The 474-nt window shown below is 53.4% G+C and carries 1 pseudogene; it reads right to left on the bottom strand.

From position 1 onward, the window contains the following. Window positions 1–54: 54 nt before the first annotated feature. Window positions 55–474, bottom strand: a pseudogene (locus tag Q1A06_RS20925) (helix-turn-helix domain-containing protein); the annotation flags it as partial.

Below are 474 nucleotides of genomic sequence, written 5' to 3'. Positions count from 1 at the left end.
TGCAGAGCTTCCATCCCTCTCGGGACATTGCTACGCAATACCCTGCCGGGCAGCGGAGACGATGTAGCGGCTGTAGTTGTCGAAGACCGTGCTGAGATAGAACCAGCCCCAGCCCAATACTTTGATGTAAGCGAAGTCCGTTTGCCAAAGCTGGTTGATCCCAGTTGTTTTGTCTTTGAACTCATTGGCAGCTTTGATGACGATGAATGCAGGGCTGGTGATCAGATCATGGGCCTTCAGCACGCGATACACTGTAGATTCTGAGACAAAGTAGCGTTCCTGATCCGTGAACATCACTGCCAGTTCGCGCGGTGACAATTCTGTTTCCTGCAAGGCGAAGTCGACAACCTTCCGCTTCACCTCGTCAGGCACGCGGTTCCAAACGTGCTTTGGCTTTGGGGATTGATCCTGCAAGCCAGCCTCACCGCGCTGCAGATATCGATCATATCCCATTGCCCGGCAGCACATGCAAAG

This window comes from uncultured Sulfitobacter sp., from assembly GCF_947497275.1.
GTDB lineage: Bacteria > Pseudomonadota > Alphaproteobacteria > Rhodobacterales > Rhodobacteraceae > Sulfitobacter.
The sequence above is the reverse complement of the archived record's forward strand: the minus strand, read 5'-3'. Positions and strand labels throughout refer to the sequence as shown.